This window comes from Candidatus Kuenenia stuttgartiensis (assembly GCF_900232105.1).
GTDB lineage: Bacteria > Planctomycetota > Brocadiia > Brocadiales > Brocadiaceae > Kuenenia > Kuenenia stuttgartiensis_A.
Window position 1 is genome coordinate 343269 of sequence record NZ_LT934425.1, and the last position, 19779, is coordinate 363047.

The 19779-nt window shown below is 37.5% G+C and carries 23 protein-coding genes; 3 read left to right on the forward strand and 20 right to left on the reverse strand.

What is annotated here, in order from left to right:
* Window positions 1-4: 4 nt before the first annotated feature.
* The 10 genes from pgsA to pheA all read right to left on the reverse strand — a co-directional run bounded on the left by pgsA (window position 5) and on the right by pheA (window position 9448).
* Complete coding sequence (gene pgsA / locus KSMBR1_RS01695) at window positions 5-571, reverse strand: CDP-diacylglycerol--glycerol-3-phosphate 3-phosphatidyltransferase (RefSeq protein WP_099323770.1); 567 nt, start codon at window positions 569-571, stop codon at window positions 5-7.
* A 159-nt stretch (window positions 572-730) separates the two neighbouring features.
* A complete protein-coding gene (rimO, locus tag KSMBR1_RS01700) occupies window positions 731-2038 on the reverse strand; it encodes a 30S ribosomal protein S12 methylthiotransferase RimO (protein ID WP_157820309.1) in 1308 nt (435 codons plus the stop codon).
* On the reverse strand, window positions 2031-4292 hold the full coding sequence (locus KSMBR1_RS01705) for a DNA translocase FtsK (protein ID WP_099323772.1): 2262 nt from the start codon (window positions 4290-4292) through the stop codon (window positions 2031-2033). Before KSMBR1_RS01705 ends, rimO begins: the two co-directional genes overlap by 8 nt.
* Window positions 4293-4449: 157 nt before the next feature.
* Window positions 4450-4899 carry a dUTP diphosphatase gene (gene dut / locus KSMBR1_RS01710; RefSeq protein ID WP_099323773.1) on the reverse strand — a complete coding sequence of 150 codons (450 nt, stop codon included), beginning with the start codon at window positions 4897-4899 and terminating at the stop codon, window positions 4450-4452.
* A gap of 5 nt (window positions 4900-4904) precedes the next feature.
* The gene (locus KSMBR1_RS01715; RefSeq protein ID WP_099323774.1) at window positions 4905-5447 is read right to left on the reverse strand and encodes a flavoprotein; all 543 of its coding nucleotides are present in this window, start codon (window positions 5445-5447) and stop codon (window positions 4905-4907) included.
* Window positions 5448-5449: 2 nt separating this feature from the next.
* On the reverse strand, window positions 5450-5995 hold the full coding sequence (gene gmk, locus KSMBR1_RS01720; protein WP_099323775.1) for a guanylate kinase: 546 nt from the start codon (window positions 5993-5995) through the stop codon (window positions 5450-5452).
* A 63-nt stretch (window positions 5996-6058) separates the two neighbouring features.
* Window positions 6059-6943, reverse strand: a complete 885-nt coding sequence (locus tag KSMBR1_RS01725; RefSeq protein WP_099323776.1) for a YicC/YloC family endoribonuclease — start codon at window positions 6941-6943, stop codon at window positions 6059-6061.
* 195 nt (window positions 6944-7138) lie between these two features.
* On the reverse strand, window positions 7139-7537 hold the full coding sequence (gene secG, locus KSMBR1_RS01730; protein ID WP_099323777.1) for a preprotein translocase subunit SecG: 399 nt from the start codon (window positions 7535-7537) through the stop codon (window positions 7139-7141).
* Between the two features lie 39 nt (window positions 7538-7576).
* Window positions 7577-8362 (reverse strand): triose-phosphate isomerase, encoded by a 786-nt coding sequence (gene tpiA, locus KSMBR1_RS01735; protein ID WP_230405671.1) that lies wholly within the window; start codon window positions 8360-8362, stop codon window positions 7577-7579.
* 6 nt (window positions 8363-8368) lie between these two features.
* Window positions 8369-9448: a prephenate dehydratase gene (pheA, locus tag KSMBR1_RS01740; protein ID WP_099323778.1), complete on the reverse strand. Its 1080-nt coding sequence runs from the start codon at window positions 9446-9448 to the stop codon at window positions 8369-8371.
* A 376-nt stretch (window positions 9449-9824) separates the two neighbouring features.
* On the opposite strand from pheA, the gene KSMBR1_RS01745 reads away from it, so the two are divergent.
* Genes KSMBR1_RS01745 through KSMBR1_RS01755 form a run of 3 tightly spaced genes read left to right on the forward strand, consistent with a single transcriptional unit; the run spans window position 9825 to window position 11347 of the window.
* Window positions 9825-10358, forward strand: coding sequence for a LabA-like NYN domain-containing protein (locus tag KSMBR1_RS01745; RefSeq protein WP_099323779.1), 534 nt, complete (start codon window positions 9825-9827; stop codon window positions 10356-10358).
* Window positions 10342-11055 (forward strand): ribonuclease III, encoded by a 714-nt coding sequence (gene rnc, locus KSMBR1_RS01750; RefSeq protein WP_099323780.1) that lies wholly within the window; start codon window positions 10342-10344, stop codon window positions 11053-11055. Before KSMBR1_RS01745 ends, rnc begins: the two co-directional genes overlap by 17 nt.
* A 58-nt stretch (window positions 11056-11113) precedes the next feature.
* Window positions 11114-11347 (forward strand): hypothetical protein, encoded by a 234-nt coding sequence (locus KSMBR1_RS01755; RefSeq protein WP_099323781.1) that lies wholly within the window; start codon window positions 11114-11116, stop codon window positions 11345-11347.
* Between the two features lie 155 nt (window positions 11348-11502).
* On the opposite strand, the gene KSMBR1_RS01760 is transcribed toward KSMBR1_RS01755, so the two are convergent.
* The 10 genes from KSMBR1_RS01760 to KSMBR1_RS01805 form a co-directional block, all read right to left on the reverse strand.
* Window positions 11503-12051, reverse strand: a complete 549-nt coding sequence (locus tag KSMBR1_RS01760) for a hypothetical protein (RefSeq protein ID WP_157820310.1) — start codon at window positions 12049-12051, stop codon at window positions 11503-11505.
* Window positions 12027-12674, reverse strand: coding sequence for a cyclodeaminase/cyclohydrolase family protein (locus KSMBR1_RS01765; protein ID WP_099323783.1), 648 nt, complete (start codon window positions 12672-12674; stop codon window positions 12027-12029). Before KSMBR1_RS01765 ends, KSMBR1_RS01760 begins: the two co-directional genes overlap by 25 nt.
* Before the next feature lie 6 nt (window positions 12675-12680).
* Entirely contained in the window at window positions 12681-13625 is a 945-nt protein-coding gene (locus KSMBR1_RS01770; RefSeq protein ID WP_099323784.1) for a L,D-transpeptidase family protein, read from the reverse strand.
* A gap of 68 nt (window positions 13626-13693) precedes the next feature.
* Entirely contained in the window at window positions 13694-14386 is a 693-nt protein-coding gene (locus KSMBR1_RS01775) for an OmpA/MotB family protein (RefSeq protein WP_099323785.1), read from the reverse strand.
* Window positions 14387-14420: 34 nt separating this feature from the next.
* Window positions 14421-14645, reverse strand: coding sequence for a hypothetical protein (locus KSMBR1_RS21460; protein ID WP_099323786.1), 225 nt, complete (start codon window positions 14643-14645; stop codon window positions 14421-14423).
* Window positions 14646-14778: 133 nt separating this feature from the next.
* Entirely contained in the window at window positions 14779-15132 is a 354-nt protein-coding gene (locus KSMBR1_RS01785; protein ID WP_099323787.1) for a flagellar motor protein MotB, read from the reverse strand.
* 5 nt (window positions 15133-15137) lie between these two features.
* Window positions 15138-15926, reverse strand: coding sequence for a motility protein A (locus tag KSMBR1_RS01790; protein WP_099323788.1), 789 nt, complete (start codon window positions 15924-15926; stop codon window positions 15138-15140).
* Between the two features lie 291 nt (window positions 15927-16217).
* Window positions 16218-16874, reverse strand: coding sequence for a metal-dependent transcriptional regulator (locus tag KSMBR1_RS01795; protein WP_164995136.1), 657 nt, complete (start codon window positions 16872-16874; stop codon window positions 16218-16220).
* A complete protein-coding gene (locus KSMBR1_RS01800; RefSeq protein WP_099323790.1) occupies window positions 16861-17280 on the reverse strand; it encodes a hypothetical protein in 420 nt (139 codons plus the stop codon). Before KSMBR1_RS01800 ends, KSMBR1_RS01795 begins: the two co-directional genes overlap by 14 nt.
* Window positions 17280-19547 (reverse strand): ferrous iron transporter B, encoded by a 2268-nt coding sequence (locus KSMBR1_RS01805; protein ID WP_169702860.1) that lies wholly within the window; start codon window positions 19545-19547, stop codon window positions 17280-17282. Before KSMBR1_RS01805 ends, KSMBR1_RS01800 begins: the two co-directional genes overlap by 1 nt.
* Between the last annotated feature and the right edge of the window lie 232 nt (window positions 19548-19779).

Below are 19779 nucleotides of genomic sequence, written 5' to 3' on the forward strand. Positions count from 1 at the left end.
TAGTTTATCTTTCTAACAACACCGGGCTGGCCTTTACCATATATTTTATACCGGAGACCACAGTAATAATCACCGTCAACCATAACAGAACAATGATTATGTTCTTTATACTTCCCACATGTTTTAAATAAGCGGAAAAAAGCAACATCAAACTGATAGTCAACGCCTGAACAAACATTTTCGCTTTCCCCCATAATGTAGCACCGAATTCAATGCCTCTTGCTTCAGAATAACTTCTTATACTGCTGACAAAAAATTCTCTGGCAACAATCACTAATACCATCCATGGCGGGACATTTTCATAGCCATGTTTTATTAGTAAAATGAAACCCCCACAAACAATAATTTTGTCCACAAAAGGATCGGCAATACGTCCAAAATCAGTCAAAAGACCTTTCTTCCTTGCTACATAACCATCTAACCAATCTGTTAATGACGCTGCTAAAAATGAGAGCAAGGAGAGCGCATAATAATGATAGGACAAGAAAATAAAGAATATAATAGCCAACAAGAGCCTGAATAATGTCAGGCTATTCGGAAGGTTAAATATGGTAGATTTTTGGAAATCCATAATCAACAACTCGCACCCAAATTACACAAGTATGTAGGAATGCCCACATACCCTACAAATCTTCTGCAGGCATAGACAAACAAAGTTTGTCCATACGACGCATGCAACCAGATCAAATAGTAATAAAAATCGTTTGTACAAACAGGTGATAGAAAATAATCAAGCCACCAAATCATAACCGTTTACATTACTGATAACTAATTCTCTTATCTCACCCACTTTTATTTGCTTGTCATTTATAAATACTTTTCCATCTACTTCAGGTGCATCCCCGGACGTCCGCCCTATTAACATTCCGGAAACAACCTCTTTTTCATCAACAATTACAGAGGCCTTCTTCCCGATAAGATTTTTGTTATTTTCCCAAACAATCTCACGTTGTGCCAGCATTATTTCATTTAACCGTTCTTGCTTCACTTTTTTACCTACTTGTTTCTTAAACTTTGCCGCAGGCGTATTTTCTTCTTTAGAATATGCAAAAACCCCAAGCCTTTCAAATTTGGTTTTTTTAATAAATTCTAAAAGTTCCTGATATTGTTCATCAGTTTCTCCGGGAAATCCAACAATTACCGAAGTCCTTAGAACTATGGAACGTATTGATCTTCTTAAATTATTGATTAGGGTCTCAATACTTTTACGGGTAGTGTTTCTGCCCATTTTCCCCAGTATAGTATCATTAATGTGCTGAATAGGCAAATCGATATATTTACAAATGGTTTCGTGTTCGTTAATGGTATTAATTAATTCAGGATAAAAATGTCCAGGGTGCGTATATAACAATCGTATCCATTGAATACCTTCAATCGCTGCAATTTTTTCAAGTAATACATGCAACATCTGTTTCCCATATATATCTAAACCATATGAAGTCGTATCCTGCGAGATAATATTAATTTCTTTCACCCCTTCAGAAGCCATTTGTCTTGATTCTTCCAGGATATTTTCAATAGATCTGCTCATAAAATTACCACGTATTCCGGGAATAGCGCAGTAAGTGCATCTATTGTCACAACCATCTGAAATTCTCAAATACGAATAATGTTTCGGGGTGAGTCTGATTCGATTCCTCCAGTCATCCCCTTGATAAATAGTACTGTTATCCATCTGACGCTTACCTGTTAAATGAGTTATTTTCTCAAAATCTTTTAACCCGACAACATCATCTATCTCCGGAATTTCACTTTTCAATTCAGCAGAATAACGCTGCGCCAGACAACCGGTAACAATCAGTTTTTTGCACTGCGCATTTTCTTTGAGTTTTGCCATCTTAAAAATCATATCAATTGATTCTTTTTTTGAATCATCGATAAAACCACAGGTATTTACAACAAGCACTTCAGCGTCTTCCGGATATTGGCAGATAGTACTGCCGTTCGCTGCAATTCGCCCGAGCATTTCTTCTGCATCCACTAAATTTTTAGTGCATCCCAAATTAATTAATGCTACCGTTTTTGATTTGCTAATCATCTTTATATTCTTCTCTGTCCGCAGAAGATGTTTGTAAATCCCATTCATCTAAAGTTAAATAAACCTCCCGAGCCTGACTGCCTTTATATTCCCCAACAATCCCCGCCTCCGCCATAAGCTCTATTAGTCTCGCAGCGCGGGAATACCCGATTTCCAATCTCCTTTGTAATAGAGAAACAGAACCTCTTTGAGTTTCCAATACGATTCTTACTGCCGCATCAAACAGTGGTTCGTTCTTATCATTATCAGAGATATCTTTCCATTTCTTCAATTCTTTGTTATATTTTGGTTCTGCATGCTTTCTAAGATAATCAACAACATCTTTAACCTCCTCTTCGCTTACATAAGCTCCCTGAACACGGACTAATTTGGAAGTCCCAGGCGGCGAAAAAAGCATGTCCCCGCTTCCCAATAATTTTTCAGCCCCATTTTGATCAAGTATTGTCCTGGAATCAACCTTTGATGATACATAGAATGATATCCTTGAGGGCATATTTGATTTTATTAATCCGGTAATTACATCAACAGACGGTCTTTGTGTGGCAAGTATAAGATGTATCCCAACAGCACGTGATTTTTGTGAAAGACGGATCACCGAAGATTCCACTTCTTTTGATGCAACCATCATTAAATCCGCCAGTTCGTCCACGACAATAACAATGTGTGGAAGGTGTAAAGGGATATCATCTAATTTAACGTCCTCTTCAGCATTTAGTCGTTTTTTTATCTCAGATACGGATAATTTGTTATACCCACTGATGTTTTTAACACCTACGCTGGCAAGTAACGCGTATCGTTCTTCCATCTTATTCACCGCCCACTCAAGTACCGCAGCCGCCTTTTTCATATCTGTCACAACAGGGCTTATCAGGTGAGGTATTTCAGCGAACAATGAAAATTCAACCATTTTTGGATCTACCAACAGTAGCTGAACTTCATTTGGGAATCGGGTATACAAAATACTTAATATAATGGAATTCAGGCATATGGATTTACCAGACCCGGTCGTACCGGCAATTAACAGATGCGGCATGGATGCCAAATCGGAGATAAGAGGTCTTCCGGCCACATCTTTCCCTATTAAAAGCGGAATGGCCATCTTTTTTTTCGCTTCATCAGCGACTTCCAGCAATTCCCTAAAAGTCACCTTCCTTCTATGTGCATTCGGGACTTCAATACCGATAGAAGACCTTCCTTCCAATGGCGCCACAATCCTTACACTTAGCGCTTTCAATGCAATTGCAAGGTCGTCAGAAAGCGCTATTACCTTTCCAACTTTCGTACCTGGGGCTAATTCTATTTCGTACATTGTAACAACAGGACCTGTTTGTAAATCAACGATTTCAGAGTTTACATTGAATTGTGCAAGTGTGTCTCTTAATACATGCGCCCCCTGTGTAATATGATCTAAATCATCCTTGTGATGTCTTGCCGAAGGTTTTTCCAACAACTCAACTGACGGTAACTTATAACTATTCTCTCCATTGGCCTTAGTGAACGAAGGGGAAATATCAGTCTCGCCGCTTTCTTTGTATTTTTTCTCACCAAGGGATTCATTTATATCTTTCTTTATTTGCGGTTCATACCCTATTTCACTTTCTTTTCGTTTCGATATTTCTCCAACATTCAGAAGCTTATTCTCCATCTTTTTTGGTGGCGATATCATTGCAGAAGTATTATTTTTCTCTTTTTTCAAAGGAGCTTTTCTTACCTCTTCCGGCTCTGGTTTTGTTTTAGGGGAACGTATAAATAAAGAAAATGGCGTTCGATTTGCCAAAAGCATTATTGAAATCAACATACCGGATACTAAAATGATGGCAGTGCCGGTAATATTAAAGTATGTACATAGCCTCGAGGTAATTACCAGACCAAATATGCCTCCCAAATTCATTGATAAAAGAGATTGTTTAAAAGTGCATACTGCAAGCGTTAAGAGTGGTGACAAGGTGAAAATTAAAAGAAAGGCTCCCAACAACTTTACACAGAAGTCTTTTATCGTTCCACCGAAAAAAAACCGCAAACTAAACCATCCAAGAATAATTACTATTACATATGAAGCCTTGCCTAAGGTTTCCATGGCATATCCGGAAATTTGTGCGCCGGCTATACCACAAATATTAGCTATCGGGATGTTAGGCGGATAGTCTGCAAATGGCGGGTCATTATGAGAATAACTAATAAAACTTAATAAGATGAATAACTTCGAGGCTAAAAAAGAAATCGCAATGACGCGACGTAAGCAAATAGAAAGCATTTTATTACCATGATTATTGTTTTTTAGTACCTGATAATTTCGGAAATTCTTTTAATTCTAAAAACGTAATAAATCGTTTGTTATTCCTATCGGGGAGAGCGTACTCCGATTCCTCATGGTATTTCTCTTCAGTTGATACGGAAATTATTGAAAATAACTAATGCCCTGTGTGACCAAAACCCCCTTCTCCACGGTTTGATTCTTCCAACTGGTCTACTTCTATCAATTCTGCCCTCACTACTGGTTGAATTACCATTTGAGCAATTCTTAAACCACGTTTCACAACAAACGGTTCTTTTCCGAAATTACATAATATGATTCCGATTTCACCGCGGTAATCACTATCTATTGTGCCTGGAGTGTTTAAAAGTGTTAGACCATGCTTCAATGCCAAACCGCTTCTTGGTCTTAACTGTGCCTCATATCCAAAGGGCAATTCAATATATAGACCCGTAGGTACGAGTTTAATTTCACTGTGTTTCAATGTTAAATCGCTTTCAACGGCGGCATAAAGATCCATACCACTTGCCGCATCACTCATGTATTGCGGCAATGGCAAGTCCTCCGTTCCCTGTTTTCTCTTTAATTTTACTCTGACCGTTTTCACAGCATTTATTTGTTTTTAAGTGTTTCTAATATTACAGAAACTATCATTTCGTTTGAAGCGAGTCTTCCCTTTCCCATCTTCCCTGTACACAAACGACCTTCTTCCGGTTCAATAATTATATAACCATGCTCTTTTAATTTTTTAATATTTTGCTGCACTATTGGGTTTAAATACATGCTATCATTCATTGCCGGAGCGATAATTACAGGGGTTTTCGCGGCCATAACCGTACAGGTTAATGCATCATCAGCAATTCCGGCAGCCACTTTTCCAATAAAATTTGCCGTAGCAGGAGCTACTACAATTAAATCTGCTCTCTCCGCCAGAGACACATGACTAGGATTATAATTTTCATTTTCGACAAACAAATCTGTAATGACATTTTTTTGGGAAATGGAACGAAACGTTACCGGATGTACAAAACGCTGCGCATTATACGTCATTACCACAAACACGGTGCTGCCTCTTTTGACCAAGCCCGATACAATTTCAACCGCCTTATAAGCAGCAATGCTTCCTGTCACCCCAACAACTATACAATTATGCATAATTACGCTATATACAAAATGTTACGAATTGCATTGACGGTTGCGTCCAAATCATCATTTACAACGCAATAGTCATATTTATCTTTGTATTCCAGTTCTTTTTCCGCCATTTTAAGGCGATTCACCAGGTCTTGTGCCTTATCGGTATTTCTGTTAATCAGGCGTTGGCTCAAGGTTACATTATTCGGCGGCAATAAGAAAATTAAAATGGCCTCAGGAAATTTTTCTTTTATTTGCAAAGCCCCCTGCACATCGATTTCCAGAAGATAAAAAATGTCCTTTTTGGTTGCCTCCTGCAGTGGTTTTAGAGGTGTGCCGTAATTGTAGCCGCAATATTCTGCGTATTCGGCAAATTCACCATTTTTGATCATTTCCATAAACTTCTCTTTAGAAACAAAATGATATGATTCGCCGTCTTTCTCGTTGTTTCTGGGTGAGCGTGTCGTTACCGAAATTGATTCTTCGACATGCGCCTGTTGCTTCAATATTTTGCAAACCGTTGTTTTGCCAGACCCTGAAGGCCCTGAAATAATTACAATTTTCCCCATTAAAATATGCTTATGCCGGCAAACAGATTAAAATATTTATTGTTTCTCATTATAACAATTCCCTTATTCAATATTAAATGCCTGCTCACGGATTTTCTCAATTTCCATTTTAATATCAATAAGGTCTTTCAACAATACTGTATCGTTAGCTTTAGAACACATCGTATTTGTCTCACGAAACATTTCCTGAATAATAAAATCAAGTTTCCTACCAATAGATTCATTAGAATCTAATGTCTCCTGCAACTGATGTATATGACTTTTAAGTCTGTTTATTTCTTCTGCAATATCGCTTCTCTCTGCAAATATGGCGACTTCACGACATAAATTACTATCTGTAAGTTCAACGTTGGTTTCAGAAAGCAGGAATGCTACCCTGCTGTGCAGCCGTTTTGCATATTCCTGAATTATTAATGGTAATCGTTCCTCGAATTTATCCATCATTGACACGATAAAATCTTTTCTCTGTAATATATCTTTTTTTATATGACTCCCTTCGGTTATGCGCATTTCTGATAATTTTTCCAGAGCCTCGTTAATAAGAGTATGACAAATACTCAATAACGATTCAGCGTCATTCGCATCATCCTTGTTTTTTTGTAAAACTCCAGGCAATTGTACTAACGAATTGATTGAAATTTCATCAGTACATTTGATTTTTCCTTTAAGCTCGTTTATTAAACGATAATACTCCTCTATCTTCTCCGTATTTAATGTAAAATCATTCTCTTGCCGAAACGATTTATAGTTCAGCGATAAAACAACAGAACCCCGAACAATTTTTTTCCTTATAGCCCGATCAAACTCACTTTCAAAAGACTGAAATTGTTCCGGCAAACGTGTATTTATTTTTAAGAATTTATTGTTCTCAGAGCGGATTTCCACACGCATCGAACCCCTATCATCATTGTATTCAGCAATTCCAAATCCGGTCATACTCTTAAGCATAATAAGGCTCCATATCTATACCTACGGACTCTCAGACTATCATTTCTTTGCATTTTTGTTTCATCACCATATTTAATAATTGTTTATTTAACATTGTTTTGCCTCACGGTAATCCATCTATTACATTGTCAAAGAGACTTTTAGGCACACCCTTAGCCCGGCATTTTCAACATTGTTCTCGCCTTCATACGTGCATTAATCATGATCACAATCTTCACTGTGTTCATGTTCCTGCGGTTCCTGCGGTTCCCGATGTTCATGTGTCATCATTGTTCCTAAATCTCCGGTAGGCGAAGAAAGTTTAAACAAGAAAATTGTTGCAACAATAAAGGCGGCGCCAATCAGATAGGTAACTTGCGTAAGAAACGAGCTTGTTCTTGTGCCAAAAGCGGACTGATCGCCCAAACCTCCAATAGCAGCCAACCCCCCTCCTTTTCCGGACTGCAATAATATTGCACCAATTAAAAATACGCATAAAATTGGCAATGTTATTTTCAATGCAACAATCCAATTTAAAAAAAAGAATGCATTCAGCGTGCCAAAGATAACAACAATAGCAAGCCCCCATTTAAACGCCTTTTCCGCCTTAATCATCTAACTCTCCTACCTATTCATAAAAATCACACTATCAAACTAAAAATCAACACCCTGTACAACTTCAATAATTGTTAAAAAAGATTCTAATTCAAGGCTGGCACCGCCAACCAAAAGACCGTCAATTTCCGGCTGATGTATCAATGCTTCAGTATTATCTGCTTTTACGCTCCCTCCATAGATAATACTCAACTTCTTTGCAATATCTTTACCATAGTCTTCAGATAAAATAGTCCTGATAAAGGAATGAACTTCGTTTGCCTGTTCAGGAGAAGCCGTTCTGCCAGTGCCAATCGCCCAAACCGGCTCATACGCAATGATAATGCATTTTATTAATTCAATGCCAACACCACGCAATCCATTTTTAAGCTGCCGAAGAACGATATCTTTTGTATTCCCGGCCTCTCGTTCTTCCAACGTCTCACCAATACAAAGTATTGGAACTAATTCAAAGGATATGGCTTTTTTGATTTTATCATTTATGAAGAAATCGTCTTCTCCAAAAATATGTCTTCTCTCTGAATGGCCAACAAGTACATGAGAACACCCGACTTCCTTTAACATTGGAGCGGCAATTTCACCTGTAAATGCCCCACTGGCTTCACTGTGCATATTTTGAGCCGAAACGCAAATCGTACTGCCCTCCAAAATGGCACAAATATCTTTGAGGAAAACGTAAGGCGGACAAATACCGCACATAATCCAGGTTTTCCCCGCTATAGCCGCTTTTAAAGACCTGGCATATTGAACCCCCTCTTTCAGGGATTTATTCATCTTCCAATTGCCCAGAATAATCGGTCTTTTTTTTTGGTTGTCTGAATTCAATGCCTCTTAATCTCCTTTTGGAAAAGAGCCGAGAATCTTAACATCAAAACATTTTTTTGATATCTCTTCAAGTGCTTTTTGAACATTCTGGTCTGATACATGTCCATCAAAATCCAAATAAAAGCAATATTCCCATGCCTTTTTTCGCGTAGGCAGTGATTCTATATTCGTGAGATTGATGCTGTACGATTTAAATGGGCCTAAGATTTCTACCAATGCCCCGGAACGATTTTTAACGTAACACATTATCGCTGTTTTGTCCTTTCCGCTGGGGCCGCTATATTCTTTGCCGAGGACAAAAAACCTTGTCGTATTGCTCGGGTCGTCTTCAATATTTTCAAAAAGAATCTTTAATCCATATTTGTGAGAAATCTCAGAGTTGCCAATCACGGCAAAACACCTGCCTTCCTCCGACTTTTGAGCACCTGCAACTATTCTTGCAGCCTCTGCGCTACTACTTACCTCAATAAGTTCAATGCAAGGAATGTTAACCGCCAACCAATTTTTACACTGTGTTAATATTTGTGGTTTCGAAAATACCTTTCTGATTTCTTCTTTTTTGCAATTTGCCATCAAATAATGATGGATTGGCAAAATTATTTCAGAACATACCTTTACATCATGTTTTACAAACATATTCAATGTTTCACGAATGCCACCTTCAATGGTATTCTCAACGGGAACAATGCCATAATCACATCTATTGCCGGCTACATCACTGAAAACACACTCTATGCCCCTTGCCGGGATGTACTCAACAGACGAACCAAATTTCTGTTTTGCGGCAAAATAACTAAACGTTCCTTCAGGGCCGAGATAAGAAACCCTAATAGCCTTCTCTAACACCAAAGAACCTGCCATTAATTCACGGTATATAGCTTTTAAGCATTCATTAGATAAAGGCCCCTTATTTTTTGATGTAATTCGTAGGTAAACTTCCTGCTCTCTATTAGGAACGTAAACCTGTGAACGATTTTGTTGTTTAATTTCTCCAATCTTTAAAACGAATTTTGCTCTTTCGTTGAGTAAATCTACAATCTTCTCATCAATTATGTCAATTTCGTTCCTTAAATCATCGATACTCATGTCTATTTTAACCAGTCAGCAAATAGTAATTATTTAAGGTTAGTCGTTGATAACAAAGCATTTATAGGTAAAATTTCAACTAAATTTATCACAATTCCTCAAGAGAGTCAATAAAATTAAGTCATTTGAAGTTTTTTTAATTGACTGTAGACGAAACATTGTTAAAATCATTAAAATAAAATTTATTTTTGCTCTAATATTTTGCATTTAGGCATGTTATGATGTAAAACGATAACGATGCCATCGTTCTTTTAAATACTATTTTTACGATTGATTTATTATTTTCCTACCTGAGCTTCAATATCATTATCTTACGTTTTTAAGTATTTGTATTATATGAATTTATATTAACCTGTTCAGAAAGGATTGTATACTTATGGCAGTAGGAAAAATAGGCAACTCTCCGCAAAGGATTGGGGTCTTCGTTGATGTTCAAAATATGTTTTATTCCGCAAAGGCGTTACATCAGTCTAAGATTGATTATAGTAAACTTTTATTAGAGATCGTTGGTGGTAGAAATTTAGTACGGGCAATAGCTTATATCGTACAGAAACCGGATGTGGACCAATCCAGTTTTACAGACGCTTTGTGCCGATTAGGGTATGAGATCAAAACGAAGGACCTGCGACTGAGGCCTGACGGCACCGCAAAAGGTGATTGGGACATGGGTATTGCAATTGATACAATTTCAATTGCATCCAAACTGGACACAGTTGTATTGGTTACTGGTGATGGGGATTTTGTACCACTGGTAGAGCTATTGAAATACCATGGTTGTAGGGTTGAAACTGTTTCTTTTCGACGTAGTACCGCCATAGAACTCATCAATGTTTCTACAAAATATACCGCTATAGAAGAATCTATGCTATTTAAGGAAAAAAAGTTTCAAAAAAATGATACTGCAAACTAACTCTCAAACAAACCCGGAAAAATTTATTGCATGCCAGAACATTATTGGCTATTCTTTTAAAAAAATGTTGTTACTAGAAAAGGCATTGACGCATACATCATGCCGGGTTGAGAATAATTTTTCAAACGAGCGGTTAGAATTCCTTGGCGATGCAGTATTAGGTATGATTATTTCCGACTATCTTTACAAAACAATGCCGCATTATAGCGAAGGAGAGTTGACAAATGTAAAGTCTGTTGTTGTAAGCCAATCAACATTGGCAAAAGTTGGCATGGAGGCCGGCTTAAAAGAATTTCTTTTAGTGGGAAGAGGATTAAACGACAGGGACCTTTTTCCGAAATCTTTGCTCGCAAATGTTTTTGAAGCTTTAATTGCAGCAATTTATATTGATGGAGGCATAGAAGCCGCCAGTGAGTTTACCTTAAGATATTTAAAAAAAGAAATAGATCTCGTATGTAAAAACCAGCACAAAAAAAATTACAAATCGATATTGCAACAATACAGTCAAAAAGAATATGGTATTACCCCAACTTACCGGTTATTGCAACAAATAGGGCCAGACCATGGCAAATCCTTCGAAATAGTGGTGTCAATTAAGGGGAGTGAATATGGCCGGGGATGGGGAAAAAGCAAAAAAGAAGCAGAACAATCTGCCGCGAAAGAAGCCTTGAAAATATTAACACCCGATTCAAATTAAATCTTCTGCGTGTAACTAAATGATTCTCTTTATTTTAAACAATTAACGGAGGTAATTTATGGTAAGGCAACTGAATAAAAAGAAAATAGTCGGTATCTGTCCGGTAGGTATAAAAAAAGCAGTATGTCCAAGTATTAAGAAGACCAGACAAATGCACACACAGTTAATGATTGCGCAAAGGCAAAAGAATCCAGATTCATCGCAAATTGAAAGCCTTAGAAATGCTTTAAGAAAAAGAAAGAGCATAGGCATTGCGGTCGAATGCGGTACCTGCATATATAATAAGCAATAATTTATTGGAAAATATTTTTTATCCGCAGATTCTGCAGATTAGCACTTAAAAAAAACTATTTTAATCTTCTCTTGATCTGCGTAATCTGTGGATTATTTATTTTCGTCCCACTTTGTGACCTTTAGGTCATGGATGTTTCATTAGAAATGCGAATATTACACATTATTTAAAATACCTTGTTCTGTATAAGGGTATTCGAGAAGATCTGACATTTCTCTCGTGAGTGATTCAATTTCTTCCTCACTCATATTTGGATTAAAAACATAATATTCTTTATCTTCTCTGGGATATTGAACAACAATACATTCCTTGTCTTCTTGCTTTTGCAGGTTTTTGAATTTAAATACCTTCTTTCGGATTAAATATAGCGCTAAAACATATCGTAAATTTTTTTTGTGCGCATTTTCGCTATCTTCTAATCTGCAAAATATATCCAGAATCAGGCCAATATTGACAAACTTTTTAATGGGCTTGCCCTGCTTCGGTATCCTCGTTTTCCAGAATGAAAAAAGATTTTCAAGCGCATCTCTTTTCCAACAGGTAGCGCAAAAATCTTTTCGTGTAAAATTTTCATCTTCATCAAAAAGGGCTGAATAATAGTCCTCTTCTTCTTCGAATTTTTTCTCACAAACACTGCATTTGGTATTCCCTTTATTTATTCTCCATTCCATAGCGCAATTTAGATAGCTTGTTCTTCTCTCCACAATTTTTTCTGTACGATTTTATAAATTTCATTAAAATAAATTTTGGCAGTTTTCTCTGCCTGATGCATCTCATTTTGTACCTTTTGAATCATTACCTGGTTGTCCAAATGCGAAAGATTAATATCAACATTTATCTTACCACATTGAAATCCTGCATCAGCAAGTATCGCAGCTACACCTACTTCTGATATGAGATTTGGATTGGTAATTTCCGCAAATTCTCTGGTCAATTTTAATACATAAAGACACGTCATTGCGGTTTTTAAGGGTACCATCGTCGCAAATATCTTTGCCCTTATAATGGATTCGAGTCTAAATTTCTTTTCATCACTTGTAATCTTTGGCATCCGTAATGTCTTGTCTACTTCATTATAAACATCAACATCTTCCTGTATTAATGCCGTTAACACTTCTCTGCTCTTTTCACATTCTTTCAGTAATTCCTTTAACCGTCCGGTATTTTGTTCAAATCCTTGTTTTCCAACAGTAAAATGAATCGACATTGAAGCCATTGCTGACGCCAACGCCCCAATTAATGCCGACGCACTCCCACCGCCAGGCGCCGGAATGCGGGCAGCCGAATCATTCAAATACTTTTCAATGGACTCATTTAAATACATCATGGCCTGTTATCTTTGTATGATAATCCCGGTATCCGTTGTAACAAAATCAAACACTTCTTCAACATCACTATTTTTCATTCGAATACACCCGTCTGAAGATGCGGTACCAATTGTTTCAGGCATCGTTGTACCATGAATCCCGAATCCGGCAAGATTTTCTTTTTCTTTAAAACCTATCCACCGTGTCCCTAATATGTTTTTCTCATCTCCGTAAGAATAAACACCGCCATAAGGCGAATACCATGTTGGATTCTTCATTTTGTTCTTGACCTCAAACGTTCCTTCCGGCGTTTTATCATTCTTACCGGTACCGATACGGTATTGTTTTACATAACGGTCGTTCAGCAGCACCGTCAGGGTAAATTCACTCTTACTAATCAATATCTTTGTTTTACCTTTTAGAATCTTGAGTTTTTCTCCAATATTCAGTCGTGAATCCGGTTTTTTATTTATTCTCATAATAAGTTCATAATTGGTATTAAATTGCTTTGCAATCTTCGAAAGCGTTTCCCCAGCCTGCACGGTATACAATACCGCATCTTCGGAAGGTTTGGTTGAAAATATCAATTCACTGTTCAATTTATCTAATAATTCTTTAATTTCATGCTGTTTTTCAGGGATTTTTTTATTTAAAAAAATTTCCGAAAGATGATTTCTCGCCTCATAATTTTTCCCCTCTTTTAAATATTCATCAATCATACCTATGTTAAACACACTCCTTTTTTCACTGAGTGGCGTCTTATTCTTTTTAATATTTTTTAGATCATCAGTGCTTATAATAATATCTTTTTTATACAATATGATATCATCTTTTCCTACCAGTAAAATGGATGTTCCGTGATCATTTGCGGCAAAGATGCTGGTATTGTTGCTAAATAAAAATAGGCCGCTGTTTACAGGAGCGAAAATAGACATAAATATCAATATTTTGTTTATTGTAATATTTTTCATACTATTAACAATCCCCCCGCATAAATAGCACCCAAGTAATTGAAACTCTTTCGATACATAGCAAGCCGTTATCTCAACTTTTTGATGATAATAGACACTCTGTCATTAAATCTGTCGCCGCCAGGGCTTTTAACAAAAGAATTATTGTTGCCATGTCCGACAGTTATTAGCCTTTTGTGAGAAATGTTCCCTTTTTCGTGCAAATAATCAGCAACAGCTCTCGCTCTATCAACCGATAGTTTCCAGCTTGTTTCATAATCCTTAGATGGTTTAAAGGCCACTCTCGTATGCCCCTCTACCATTAACAAAACAGGTCTGTCAGCAGTCAAATTAACCAGGTTATTTAAAGAATGCATGCCTTCCAGCGACAATGTTGCTCCATGCTCTTTAAAATAAATTACTGCAGCGGCAGGTATATGATCTGCTTCATTCTCCATTTTATCTACTTCCTTATCGCCTGTTTGCGCCGGAATATCATCCATATCATCATCGTAAAAGGTATATTTCATATCATGGATATTTTTACTCTCTTCAATACTACTGCTCTCCGGCAACAATCCCCCCATACCTAATGTTATAACATTTCTTTGAAACGATTTTTGAAATGCTTCAACCATTTTCTTGTTTTTCTCTTCAGTAAAAGTATTAATAATGATAAAAAAAGCCAGAAGCAACGTTGCCAATGCTGCATACGATAACAAAAACATGTCCGGCGGCTTTGCAGGAAAGAAACCCTTCTTTTTCTTTTTGCGAGAAGACATCTAAATGTATTTTCCAATAAAATTCACAAAAATATTAGCTCGCTTTTTTTAATACAACAATAGCAATTTTGTCTGTATCTCTTATTTCATCAATCCGTCTGCCGGAGATTGCAACCCTTGCCGGAGCAATCGTTTCAAATGATAATAAATAATCTGCAATACGCCCTGCCCTATCAATTATCAATTTCTTTTGTGCTGAAATTTTCTGCCATTCGACACCCCCAACACTCGTATCCACAATAATCTTTCCGCGCGTCATTCCCAAAACAGAACTCAGTTTTTTAAAAATATTATTTGCTTCCCATGTTAAAATTGACTCACCTTTTTCAAAACAAACATCTACTGGTATTTTTACAATATATCCTACCTTTATCTCTTCAATGTCAATATAATTAGCTTAATTCGGATTTCGTAACAAAATCGTTTAAATATTGATACCATTCTTTATCTTCAACAAATTTTTCCGTTTCCGTCAATTCCTGCATTCGCGTGGGCGGAAAATCAACTTCTTTAATATCAACAATGTCGGACTTTGCATCTTTGTCTAGAGGTTGTTTGCTGCCTTCCAATACATGAGTACCCCCAATACTAGCCTGAACCTGTTTCATGGCTTCTTTATATTTATCAACATTGATCGTAGAAAGGCTTATTAACATAACAAAAAATGTTACTAACAATGTCACCATATCGCCGTATGTTAGCAACCATCCTGGAGTTTCCGGGCCTTTCGGCGCTTCTTCTGACATTGTTTCTATTCCTTTTTATTTTCTTCAGACATTTTCATCGCATCCTTCGGCTGCAAAAACGCCTTCAATTTGTCTTCGGTAATCATGGGTGCATCACCTTTTTGTATTGAAACAACGCCTTCCAGTATGATTTCTTTCGACAAAAGTTCTTTGCTGCTTAACGTTTCTAATCTGCCACCAAGTGGTATAAAAATAAGATTTGACAAAATAACCCCATACAATGTAGTTATAAGCGCAACCGCCATACCGCCGCCAATTTTTGAGGGGTCATCGAGGTTTTTTAACATATTAACAAGGCCCAACAACGTTCCAATCATACCATAAGCAGGAGCCACCATTCCTGCAAAATCAAGAATACCCTTGCCAGATGTATGTCTTTGTCTTATTTTATCAATTTCAGTTCCGAGAATATCCCTTAAGGCATCCGAGTCCGAACCGTCCACCAGTAATCTTACCGACTTAACCAAAAATGGATCATTTATTTTTTCAACCTCTTTCTCGAGTCCCAAAAGACCTTCGCGACGACTGACTTTACAAAATTCAACCAACCGCTTGATTTCTTCCTCAATTGGCCCAAATTTAACAAATACCGTTTTCTTTGCTACGGCAATCGCTCCAATTACTGTCGGTATCGGAAATCGTACGATGGTCGCAGCCAACGTCCCACCAACTACAATCATTATGGAAGGTATGTTGATGTAAGCAATAACTGCCGCTCCACCTCCATCCATCACAATAGATACCAATATCAACGCAGCACCAATTATTATCCCTATTAGTGCACCAGGATCCATAATTTATTTTCTCCATGCAAAAAAATGATAACGTTTTAAAACAAATTTCGTGTTCATAAAATTTTTTCTCGAAATATTACCTTCTATTTAAAACTTACGCAAGTTCTTTTTATGTATATATTTGGATTTAAATTGCAGATATTTGCCGTGGATAATGTATCGGTTTTCTTATTCGCAGCGGTATGTCCAGATATGAAATAATATGCTTCTTCAACTGACGGGGGAAATTTTTATGTCAATTTAGTGGAACTTCTCAACTTTAGTCAAACAAATACAACCATGACCTCTTACTCAACCATGCCGCACATAGATATCGCGTGCAACAGTTGAATCGATTGCAATTTGTGTTTGGCCCATTTGTATCACATAGGTGGGGTATTTCTGGTGTAGGTGGATTTTTATCCCTGGCAATAATCCCATTGAAGAAAGCCTGTCCAGTCTACCGTTAAATTTCGTAACAATGTAAGAAATTTTAGCGTTTTTCCCAGGCTGTAATTCTGTAAGTGGAAATACTACAGGGCGTATTTCCTGATCAGTTTTCCTGCAGCAATCACCCGGAGGGATATTTTTCCCATGAGGACATGTTAATGGGTGACCCAAAAGCGTGCATATGCTTGTTGTTACCTCTTCGCTCAAAAAATGCTCAAAATCACACGCGCTGGAATCCATGGCTTCTTCTTTTACCTCTAAAACATCGTGCAATAATCTTTCCGCAAGTCTGTGCCTTCTGATGATTAATTTTGCTTCCACCTGACCCTTTTCCGTCAGAATAACTTTATTATCTTTTAACAAAATATATCCATTATTCACAAGTGTTTTCAGATATGCTTCAGCAAAAGAACTGCCTTCCTTCCTGATCAGCAATTCCTTCTCGGTTTCACCATGTTCTTCTTCAATTGTCCATATCAACTCCAGCAATTCTTCATGGCAAGACTCAATTATGTTCACGTTTTTTTTCTCCATACAGTTCCATTCTCAAACAATAGTTTGGTTTTGTTATTTTTATAAGAATTATCATGATGACAACCATAATACCGCCACCGATGAAATCATATTCCGAACGATATGTACGAAACACTATAATTTTTGAAAATACTTCTGAAAGAATTACTCCAAAAATAAAGCCGCCAATTAATGATATTATTTTATTTTTATTTATCCAGTTTCTGTTATCACGCAAGATAACAAGCTGTCCAGCCTTTACTTTATTTAGTCCGGCTACCTTTATGATATCTTTTGTTCCTGTTTTCTTGGGGCATGACGAACAGTTACTACACGCGCTTTGTGTATCAACAATACATACCTCTGCACACTCTTCCGAAAGAGAAACAATCCTGCCTATCATTTGTCCCATCAAAATAAACGCAAAACAATTCTTAACAAACCCCCAACGAGTATAGAATAGGGCAATATAAATGCAAACATTAAAAATGCGTTTTTCGCACCGCGCTCTTTGATCATAACAAAAAAATTTGCAATGCAGGGAATAAACAAGGTGATAACCACGAGGGAAACCAGTAACTGTTTTGGATCTATTACATGCCCCACCCCCTGTTCTTCCAACACTTTAAAAATACTAACCGCTCCATAATCTCTTCTTAAAAACCCTAAAATAAATCCGCGGGTCGTTTCAACCGGCAATCCTAAAAAATATCCGATTACTGGTTGCCCTATTTTCTCAACAAAAGATAACACTCCCAACTTTGTAGCAACAAATAAAACAAGCGTACCCAGTACAAACAAAGGTACGGCCTCTTTCATAAACCAGTTAACCCGATAAAATGTCTTTATGAATATATTGGATAATTTTGGCATGCGAAACGGAGGTATCTCCATTATAAAATCAGAGGGGGCGCCTGGCAGGATTATTGCTGATAAATAACCAACAAAAAAAAGCTGTGAGCAAATAATAAGAAAATATGCCGCAAAATATATCCCGGAAATACTACCGAGAACACTTGCAATCACCCCTAGCTGCGCGGAACAGGGTACCGCCAATGCTAACAACAGGGTGGCAATAATCCTTTCCTTTTTCGTATTTAAAATCCTGGTGGTCATCGTTGCCATCGTGTCACATCCCAAACCTAAAACCATTGGAAGCACGGCCTTTCCGTTTAATCCGATACGCTTAAATGTCTTGTCCACCATCACCCCCAGTCTGGGCAAATACCCGCTGTCTTCCATAATGCCAAATGCAAGAAAGAAAAACCCTACAATGGGGAAAACGATTGCAATCGCATAGGTAAGTCCTACCTGAATCAGCCCTGATTGCGCATTTAAAAATAATTCGTAAATCAAATTATCTTTACTCATTATTTTTTGTGCCAACAGTCCAATATAATAATTTATTCCCTCGAAATTGATGTGGGTAAAAGTATAAACCTTTTTAAGAAAAGGAATATACACACATAAATCAAAGCCATCCGAGGGCGTTTCCGCACTGCCAAATATCTTGTTTTCTAAAAAGTCCACACACACACCGGAACCAAACTCTCCCACCCATTTGTAAACTATCCACAAAATTATTATCAACAGGGGAAATGCAGCTATGGGATGCATGGTAATCCGCCCCAAAACTTCGGTAATTTTACTCCGTGTTTTAAATTCATTTTTATAAAGATACAACGTAAAATAAAGGGACATTATGCCGCCGGCAGAAAGTTCCAGCACGGTCTCAAGGACATCGGATACCTGCAACTTCATGGTAATTGCATACATGAGCAACGACATAAGTTTATATCCGATTAAAAAAGTCGTCAGGGGTACCAAAAAGAAGAAAAATACTCCCCTCATAAACGGCCGGGTTTCCGCCTCTTTTCCCGCTGCGGTTGTAACCTTTTCAATCAGACTGTCAACATAATGTGAGCGTTTAATGCTAATAACGTACCCTAACGGATTACTAAAATGTCTCTGCACGTCTTCACGTATTCCGGCAATTTCTTGCAACGAAACTTCCGGTAATTTTTCCTTTAATTTTCTTTCCAGCGATTCGTCATGCGATAACAACATAATCGCCAAAGCCCTGTCGTTCACCACCATTAGATTGTTAAGTATCTTGCCTACCCTTGAAATTCCTTCTTCAATATATCTGCCGTAATTAATCCGGATGTCCGGCACACTGGCAAGAGGCACCGAATGAAACAACTCTCTGAAACCTACCTTGTGTGTTGCAATAGTTTTCACTATAGGAATCTTCAAATAATCCTGCAAGGCATTGATATCAACATTCATCCCTCTGTCAAGGAGTTCATCCCACATATTAAGTACCAGCAAGACCGGCAACCCCATTTCAGCGATCTGGGTTGTTATCAATAAACCACGCCTCAGGTTTTTAGCATCGATAACCTGAACAATGCGCTTATCGTAATCTTCCAGCAAAATATCCCTTGCAACTGCCTCATCTTCAGAAAGCGGTATGAGACTATTCGCGCCCGGCGTATCTATCACTTCGATACCCCCTTCATACCCTTTATATACCCCACGCGATACTTCCACCGTGGTGCCCGGATAGTTTGATACTGTTACGTATTTACCCGTAAGTAACCCAAAAATAACACTCTTTCCGACATTCGGGTTTCCGACAAGTGCCAATTTGAAGGTACCTGCACTCTTAATATTCATATACGTATTACCCGTAACTGCTCTTTCATTTAATTTAACGTTTAGTACCTTATCAGTAATTTCTTTGCACACTTCCATTCGTCAGTGCGTGCTTTGTAGCAAAATATTTAATGGTGGAATCCGAATATTTAATTTTTTAATCTGTGCAATCTGTGGTTCCGCCTTTAGTATTTCGTGCATGTTTGGTTCTGGCTTGATTGATAATGAGTCTCAGCAAAAACAGTCTACTTCC

Bases quoted from the DNA above. Each gene is read 5' to 3' on its own strand.
- rimO (WP_157820309.1), bottom strand. From the start codon at position 2,038: ATGATTAGCAAATCAAAAACGGTAGCATTAATTAATTTGGGATGCACT.
- KSMBR1_RS01785 (WP_099323787.1), bottom strand. From the start codon at position 15,132: ATGTCAGAAGAAGCGCCGAAAGGCCCGGAAACTCCAGGATGGTTGCTA.
- KSMBR1_RS01715 (WP_099323774.1), bottom strand. From the start codon at position 5,447: ATGCATAATTGTATAGTTGTTGGGGTGACAGGAAGCATTGCTGCTTAT.
- gmk (WP_099323775.1), bottom strand. From the start codon at position 5,995: ATGGGGAAAATTGTAATTATTTCAGGGCCTTCAGGGTCTGGCAAAACA.
- KSMBR1_RS01790 (WP_099323788.1), bottom strand. From the start codon at position 15,926: ATGGATCCTGGTGCACTAATAGGGATAATAATTGGTGCTGCGTTGATA.
- KSMBR1_RS01775 (WP_099323785.1), bottom strand. From the start codon at position 14,386: ATGTCTTCTCGCAAAAAGAAAAAGAAGGGTTTCTTTCCTGCAAAGCCG.
- KSMBR1_RS01745 (WP_099323779.1), top strand. From the start codon at position 9,825: ATGGCAGTAGGAAAAATAGGCAACTCTCCGCAAAGGATTGGGGTCTTC.
- pheA (WP_099323778.1), bottom strand. From the start codon at position 9,448: ATGAGTATCGATGATTTAAGGAACGAAATTGACATAATTGATGAGAAG.
- KSMBR1_RS01755 (WP_099323781.1), top strand. From the start codon at position 11,114: ATGGTAAGGCAACTGAATAAAAAGAAAATAGTCGGTATCTGTCCGGTA.
- KSMBR1_RS01765 (WP_099323783.1), bottom strand. From the start codon at position 12,674: ATGATGTATTTAAATGAGTCCATTGAAAAGTATTTGAATGATTCGGCT.
- KSMBR1_RS21460 (WP_099323786.1), bottom strand. From the start codon at position 14,645: ATGACGCGCGGAAAGATTATTGTGGATACGAGTGTTGGGGGTGTCGAA.
- KSMBR1_RS01705 (WP_099323772.1), bottom strand. From the start codon at position 4,292: ATGCTTTCTATTTGCTTACGTCGCGTCATTGCGATTTCTTTTTTAGCC.
- pgsA (WP_099323770.1), bottom strand. From the start codon at position 571: ATGGATTTCCAAAAATCTACCATATTTAACCTTCCGAATAGCCTGACA.
- KSMBR1_RS01800 (WP_099323790.1), bottom strand. From the start codon at position 17,280: ATGGGACAAATGATAGGCAGGATTGTTTCTCTTTCGGAAGAGTGTGCA.
- KSMBR1_RS01770 (WP_099323784.1), bottom strand. From the start codon at position 13,625: ATGAAAAATATTACAATAAACAAAATATTGATATTTATGTCTATTTTC.
- rnc (WP_099323780.1), top strand. From the start codon at position 10,342: ATGATACTGCAAACTAACTCTCAAACAAACCCGGAAAAATTTATTGCA.
- KSMBR1_RS01725 (WP_099323776.1), bottom strand. From the start codon at position 6,943: ATGCTTAAGAGTATGACCGGATTTGGAATTGCTGAATACAATGATGAT.
- KSMBR1_RS01805 (WP_169702860.1), bottom strand. From the start codon at position 19,547: ATGAATATTAAGAGTGCAGGTACCTTCAAATTGGCACTTGTCGGAAAC.
- secG (WP_099323777.1), bottom strand. From the start codon at position 7,537: ATGATTAAGGCGGAAAAGGCGTTTAAATGGGGGCTTGCTATTGTTGTT.